This is a genomic window from Ferruginibacter sp. (assembly GCF_031430955.1).
Taxonomy (GTDB): Bacteria; Bacteroidota; Bacteroidia; order Chitinophagales; family Chitinophagaceae; genus Ferruginibacter.
In genome coordinates this window covers 1-7,255 of sequence record NZ_JANPCM010000247.1, presented here as the reverse complement: position 1 = coordinate 7,255, position 7,255 = coordinate 1, and the positions used below count along the sequence as shown (strand labels likewise).

The window sequence follows — 7,255 nt, the reverse complement described above, 5'->3', positions numbered from 1 at the left end:
TTTTGGATTAATGATCGGTGATGAGATAAGGGATAAAGATGCAGTTAGCGCCGTTGCCTTGATCTGTGAGATGGCTGCTTATGAAAAAAATAAAAGCCGCAGTCTTTTTGATAAACTGGTTGACCTGTATGTACAATATGGTTTGTATAAAGAGAGCTTAGTGAGTATTACCAAAAAAGGAATGAACGGCGCAAAGGAAATTGCAGATATGATGGAAGGCTACCGGAACAATCCGCCGCTTAGCATTGATGGCGTAGCGGTTACCGAATTACTGGATTATGAATTGCAGACCGGTAAAAATTTACAAAGCAGCGAAACCTGGAAAATTGATCTGCCAAAAAGTAATGTGCTGCAGTTTGTATTAGCCGATGGAACAAAAATTTCGGCCAGGCCAAGCGGTACCGAGCCCAAAATAAAATTTTATTTTAGTGTGAAGGGGGAACTTAAAAGTGTAGCTGAATTTGAAGCGGCAGAAAAATCACTGGATGATAAAATTGCAAGAATTGTGAAGGAGATGGAGTTGAAATAAAATTGTACAGGTGTCATGACGGTTTTAAACCGTCTGACACCTTAAACCAAACTGCTTATGAAAAAAATCTACACCCTCTTACTTATTTTATTACCGGCATTTATTTTTTCTCAAACCGATCTACGTGCCAAAACACTTACACTACGCCGCTTTTTAGAGCAGCAGCATTACAAGCCGGTGCAATGGAACGATACTTCATCTGCCATGCTGTATAATAAATGGATGAAAGAATTAGACGATGAAAAATTATTTTTTACCCAAAAAGAAATTACGGATTTAGATGCGTTTAAAAATAAATTAGATGAAGAATTGCTGGGTAAAGAATGGAATTTTTTCAATCAGTCTACTGCAGCATATAAATTGCGGTTGCAAAAAACCGACAGTATTATAAAACTGCTCACAGCAAAACCTTTCGATTTTACTAAGCCCGATAATATTGTCTGGCCTTTTACCACTTATGCCGCAAACGAACAGGAAGCAGCGCAACGCTGGTTAAAATATTTAAAGTGGCGTACACTCAATCAAATTGTAGAAAAAATTTCAGACTCTAATGGAACTGATACAAAACTCCCTGTAAATTTTGCAAAATTAGAAATTGATGCAAGGGAAAAAATACGCCGCAGAGAAGTAGGGTATCTCAATAATCTTTTATCAACACCTGCTGCATTTCTAAATAATTTACAAGATCAATATTTAAACAGTATTGCCTGGTGCTACGATCCGCATACCAATTACATGAGTTTAAAAGTAAAAAAAGAATTTGATACAGAGTTAAGTGGAACAGAGTTTAGCGCCGGTATAGATTTGCAGGAAGATGAAAAGGGAGATAAATCAATTACTTATTTACAACCCGGCGGCAGTGCATGGCGCAGCGGGCAATTGCACAAAGGGGATGTAATTACTAATGTAAAAACAGAAGGGAAGGAAAAAAATGTTGCCGATATTAGCGAAGAAGAATTGAGCAGTTATTTAAATGGCAACAGTGAAAGCGATGTGGAAATAACGGTTCGTACGCAGGCAGGCGAAACAAAAACTGCCACACTGCATAAAGAAAAAGTTACCGATGATGAAGGCATTGTAAAAAGTTATGTGCTGCACGGTAAACAAAATATTGGTTACATTAATCTGCCCGGTTTTTACAGCAGGGATGATGAAACTGCAAAAGAAGATGATATAAAAGATGATGGTTGTGCCAATGATGTAAGCAAAGAAATTGTAAAACTAAAAAAAGATACCATTGCAGGATTAATATTAGATCTGCGTTTTAACGGCGGCGGCAGTATGTGGGAAGCGATGCAGCTTGCAGGAATTTTTATTGATATTGGCCCGGTGGCTTCGGTTAAAGATAAAACGGGTAAAATTAATTTTTTAAAAGATCCCAACAGGGGAACAATTTATGATGGCCCGCTGGTAGTTTTAATAAATGGCGCCAGTGCAAGTGCCAGCGAATTTGTAAGTGCAGTATTGCAGGATTATAACAGGGCATTAATTGTTGGGGGCACCACTTATGGTAAAGGCACGGCACAACAGGTGTTACCTTTAGATACCAGTAAAATAAACCCTGCTAAAAAATATGATGACTTTGTAAAAGTTACGATGAATAAATTTTACCGGGTTAATGGCAGCACTGCACAATGGAAAGGCGTAGTGCCGGATATTAAACTCCCCGATTTATATGCAGGCGATGAGTACAAAGAAAAAAGTAATGTAAGCGCATTACAACCGGATATGAGCAGGGCAGGAACGTTTGAATTGTTGCCGGTTTTACCTGTAGCAACTTTAGCAGCTAAAAGCAAACAACGTGTTGATGCTGACAATTATTTTAAAAAAATTACTGCTTTTACCGGTTGGATGGAAAAGAATAAAAAAGAAAGAAATATTAATTTACAGTGGGCCGGTTATGCAACGCAATACAGCGATGCAATGAAAATGTTTAAGCAATTTAAAGAAGATGAAAAAGATAAAAGCAGTGTCAGCGTTACCAATAACGGTTTCGACTGGCAGCATATTATGCAATCTACTGAGCGGAGTAAAGAAATAAACAACACGTATTTAAAGCAACTTAAAAATGATGCTACGCTACAGGAAGCTTACAGAATTTTAATGGATTGGAATGGGAAGTAGTAAGTAGTTATTTGGTTGATTGGAAAGTGTAAAATTAATCAATGGAATTATTAAGAAATGGGATGTTTTTTTTGAGCCCGGCAATATTTCCTTTTTCAACTTCATTGGTCTGGCCTGAGGCGAGACACTCTTGTGCTGTATATCTTTATTGAGCTTTAATCACAATTATTACAAAATAATAAATACCTCAAACAATTTGCAGGTATTTAAAAAATATTCTGTCAATTATTATCTTGTTTACATAAATATATTTTATCTTCATCTAAACCAAAATTACCCAATATGAAATGTTTATTTACCCTTTTGTTTTTATTGTCATTTTCCACTTTCACTTATGCACAGGATTTTGAAAACCCCGGCGATTACATGGGTTTCATCAGTAAGCAGCAGGAAAATGTTTCTAAAAAATTTATGAGTTATACCAGTGCTTCTGCTCATGGCAAAAAAGAAAAAAAAGTAGAAGCATTGCGTAATAAATTATTAGATGAAGTGCAGGAATCCCGGATGAATATTTCAGGCATGCCTGGTTATAAAACTGATAAAAGTTACCGGGACAGTGCAGTAAGTTTTATGAAGCTGTATTACAATGTACTTAACGAAGATTACAGTAAGATAATTAACATGGAAGAAATTGCAGAGCAAAGTTATGATGCTATGGAAGCATATCTACTGATGGAAGAAAAAGTAAGTGAAAAATTAAATGAAGGCAACGAAAGAATGAAAGCATCGCAAGCTGCTTTTGCTGCAAAAAATAATGTAAAACTGATCAACAGCCAGAGTGAGCTTGGGGATATGATGCAACAGGTGCATGACATGAATTTGTACCATCACCAGATATACCTTATCTTTTTTAAACCATTTAAGCAGGAAGCCTACTTACTGGAAGCAATTGAGAAAAATAATATCACCGGTATTGAACAAAATAAAAATTCGTTATTAAAATATGCACAGGACGGATTAGTAAAATTAAACAGTATAAAACCTTTTAAGGGAGATAACAGTATTGCAGCCGCCTGCAAAGCCATGCTTAATTTTTATGTAAAAGAAGTAAACGATAAAATGGGTACCGTAAGCGATTTCTTTTTAACCAAAGAGCGTTTTGCAACTATTAAAAAAGAATTTGAAAAAAAGAGCAACTCAACTAAAGAAGAAGTAGATGCTTACAACAAAGCTGTAAACGATATTAACAAAGCCAGCAATGCTTACAATCAAAATAACCAAACCTTAAACCAGCAACGCAGCGAAGCCTTGAATAACTGGAACATTGCTATAAAAACATTTTTTGATGAGCACACACCTCATTATAAATAATTGGTTTATTCCTGGCTCTTAATTATGCATAAATTTTATCACGTTGATAATAACCAGTTTAATGCATTTTAGCAGTATATAAATACAGTAGTGTTTTGTTGGAGTGCACAAAATATTTTTAAAAAAAATTGATAAACTCTTGGAATCATAAAATATTCCTTTATCTTTACATTCCAATTATAAATCATTAATCCGTTTTATAAATACCCTATCCACCACCTCTGAATAAATCTCTCTAGTTTTTTTGTTTCAATCTATTTAAAGAATTAAGTCTTTTTAATTCCTGTGATTTATCGCTTATAATCTTTCATCTGCTGGCAAACCTATTTATTGTTCCACTGAACTTTAAATCAATTTGTACACCCAAAAACTTAACAAGATGAAAACTTCATTACTTTCACTTGCTTTGCTGTTATCAATATTTACAGGCAAAGCACAATTAATTCTATTTCAGGATTTTTCAAATTCCACCACAGGCTGGGGAACCGCAAATGGCTCATCCATTGCCCCCTACAGTAATGCCGGCAATGGTTGTATAACGGAATATGGTATTGTTACCCCAGGAGTTGGGGGCAATAACCCGGCAAAAGTTTTATCACAAATAATTACGCCCAACCAACCGTTGATAGAAGTTAAATTCACCATTGGCAGGTACGATGCTAACCTTACCTGTGCATCGCTGGGTAATTTTGGATGTCCTACTTCTGTTGATATAATTGCTGTGACCAGCACTTATAACGGTACAGATCCAATAGGAGATGGTGCTGTTATATATTCTAATAACTCAGGTTTTTTGCTGCCAATTTCGGGAGGGGCGGTTTCATTAATTATCAATTTACCTAATACTCTGCCTTCATTTAAAGTGTTTTTTAATTTTACCACCAGTAATTGTAATCAGCCGGGTACCAAGTACATTTTAGATAAATTTTATTTTACAGGGATTCAGCCCTGTCAGATTAGTAATACCTGTGCACCGGTTGCCAATAATGATTATTTTAATGCCGGTTTACAAGCATTTACAGGCAGCACTTTACTGGCTAATGTTTATGGTACCAACCTGGGCTACACCCCTACGGTATCTCACATTACTTATACCACAAGGTCACTCACTAATACAATTGTTTCGCCACAGGGAGGAAACGATTTTAATGTTGATAATAGTCCTTTATCGCAAATGACTTTTAGTTTACTTAGTCAAACATTTACCGGATCTGATGCAAATTTTATATTTAACAGTGATGGCACTTTTTCATTTTTGCGTTTAAATCCGGCTACAGACCAGTTTTTCTTTACATACAGGCTTACAGATGCTAATGGTTTATTTGATGATGCCAGCGTAAGAATTGACTATGCAGGCGGAGCACCTTTGCCTGTAAGTTTAATTAATTTTAATGTGGCTAAAACAAATTATGGAGCTTTATTAAGCTGGCAAACTGCCCAGGAAATTAATAATAAAGGATTTGAAATACTGAGAAAAACAACAGGAGACTTTGAAAAAATCAGTTTTGTTGAAAGTAAGGCGCTGAATAATAGCAGTTCAGCTACATTGAATTATACGTTCACTGATGTAAACCTGGCTAAAGAAAAAGCAGTGTATTACAGGCTCAGGCAGGTAGATATTGACGGAAAAAATTTTTACAGCGAAATACGGGTAATAAATAATGGCAATAATAAGCAGCCTTTACTTATTTATCCTAATCCCTCTCACGGCAGTCTTCAGATAGTTATTCCTTCGGCTATCACCGGATCAAGCAATGTACAGGTGATTAATTCCACCGGCGTTGTAGTAAAAACTATTAAAGAAACCACTGATAAACATATTAATATCGATGGGTTACAAACGGGTATTTATATTATAAAAGTCAGTGCTTCTTCAGACAATATTTTTTATACCGAAAAACTTATTGTTCAATAATTTTTTGTAGTTGAATGGTCTTGTAAAAAGCTGCCGCAAAAAACGGCAGTTTTTTTATTTATCTTGCAGACTGCTATGAGAAAATACGAAGACACTTACCGGCATAAAGGCCTGAGAAAAAAACTGATTGATGTGCTTAAGGATAAAGGCATTACTGATAACAATGTGCTGGATGCGGTTAATAATATTCCCCGCCACTTTTTTTTAGACAGTGCTTTTGATGAAATTGCCTATGAAGACAGGGCTTTCCCCATCAGCGAAGGGCAAACTATTTCGCAACCTTACACCGTGGCTTATCAAACACAATTGCTGCAGGTAAAAACCGGCGAAAAAATTTTAGAGATAGGTACAGGAAGTATTTACCAGGCATCGGTATTGGCCGAAATGGGAACCAAAGTTTTTACTATCGAAAGACAAAAGAATCTTTTTGAAAAAACCAAGCAGTTTATTTTTAAAACCAAATATCCAAACCTTAAATTTTTTTATGGCGATGGTTTTGAAGGCCTGCCCACTTATGCACCTTTTGATAAAGTAATAATAACCGCTGCAGCACCATTTGTGCCGCCTAAATTAATTGAGCAGTTAAAAACAGGCGGCAAAATGATAATACCTGTAGATGAAGGTTCATTGCAACGCATGCTTCGGTTAACAAAAAATGCTGATGGCAGTTACGAAGAAGAAGTGTTTCAAAATTTTTCTTTTGTACCGATGCTGAGCGGAAGGAATGGGTAAAATTAAAATCGGTAAGCTGGTTTAATCACTTAATTGCAAAACAATATATTTGCTTATGCGCTTCTTTGCCAAAATTGTTCTTATTTGTAACCTTTGTTTTATTGCATCGGTAATTTTACGTTTTGTCGAAAAAAGTTATGCAGCAAAAGGCATTACCGACCATGCCATACCATTACCATTTTTAGAAGGTACCATTGCCGTGCTGGGAGAACTGGCTATGATCATCAATATATTTTTCTGCGCCATCGCTGTAATTTTAATATTGATGAAAAAAATAAAACAAATCCCATTGTGGATTGTTATTTTTAATTTCATTGTTTTACTGGCACAGATTTATTGGTTTTTTATAGACAAAAGCAAATGATACATAACATACTTAAAGATAAAAGCACCAAACTCTTTATTATACTGGGTGGTATTTTTATTGCCAGTGCATTAATTGCTGAAGTAATAGGGGTAAAAATATTTTCGCTGGAAGACACACTGGGTATTAAACGGGCCAATATAAATTTATTTGGCAGCCCGTTTAGTTTTCACCTTACAGCGGGTGTGTTACTGTGGCCTGTTGTTTTTATAATGACGGATATCATCAATGAATATTATGGCAGGCGGGGCGTAAAGTTTTTATCGTACCTCACCATTGG

The 7,255-nt window shown here is 35.8% G+C and carries 6 protein-coding genes and 1 pseudogene; all 7 read left to right on the top strand.

The genetic code is table 11. From position 1 onward, the window contains the following. Positions 1-529: pseudogene (locus ACY65O_RS06985) on the top strand (phospho-sugar mutase); the annotation flags it as partial. A gap of 57 nt (positions 530-586) precedes the next feature. After that, positions 587-2,653, top strand: coding sequence for a carboxy terminal-processing peptidase (locus ACY65O_RS06980; protein ID WP_462220133.1), 2,067 nt, complete (start codon positions 587-589; stop codon positions 2,651-2,653). Between the two features lie 282 nt (positions 2,654-2,935). Beyond that, a complete protein-coding gene (locus tag ACY65O_RS06975) occupies positions 2,936-3,964 on the top strand; it encodes an LIC11966 family surface protein (protein WP_462220132.1) in 1,029 nt (342 codons plus the stop codon). A gap of 379 nt (positions 3,965-4,343) precedes the next feature. Next, positions 4,344-5,879: a T9SS type A sorting domain-containing protein gene (locus ACY65O_RS06970; protein WP_462220131.1), complete on the top strand. Its 1,536-nt coding sequence runs from the start codon at positions 4,344-4,346 to the stop codon at positions 5,877-5,879. Positions 5,880-5,954: 75 nt separating this feature from the next. Beyond that, positions 5,955-6,611: a protein-L-isoaspartate(D-aspartate) O-methyltransferase gene (locus ACY65O_RS06965; RefSeq protein ID WP_462220130.1), complete on the top strand. Its 657-nt coding sequence runs from the start codon at positions 5,955-5,957 to the stop codon at positions 6,609-6,611. A 55-nt stretch (positions 6,612-6,666) separates the two neighbouring features. Next, positions 6,667-6,975: a hypothetical protein gene (locus ACY65O_RS06960; RefSeq protein WP_462220129.1), complete on the top strand. Its 309-nt coding sequence runs from the start codon at positions 6,667-6,669 to the stop codon at positions 6,973-6,975. Next, on the top strand, positions 6,972-7,255 hold a 284-nt coding region (locus ACY65O_RS06955), incomplete at its 3' end, for a VUT family protein (RefSeq protein ID WP_462220128.1). The genes ACY65O_RS06960 and ACY65O_RS06955, both read left to right, overlap by 4 nt.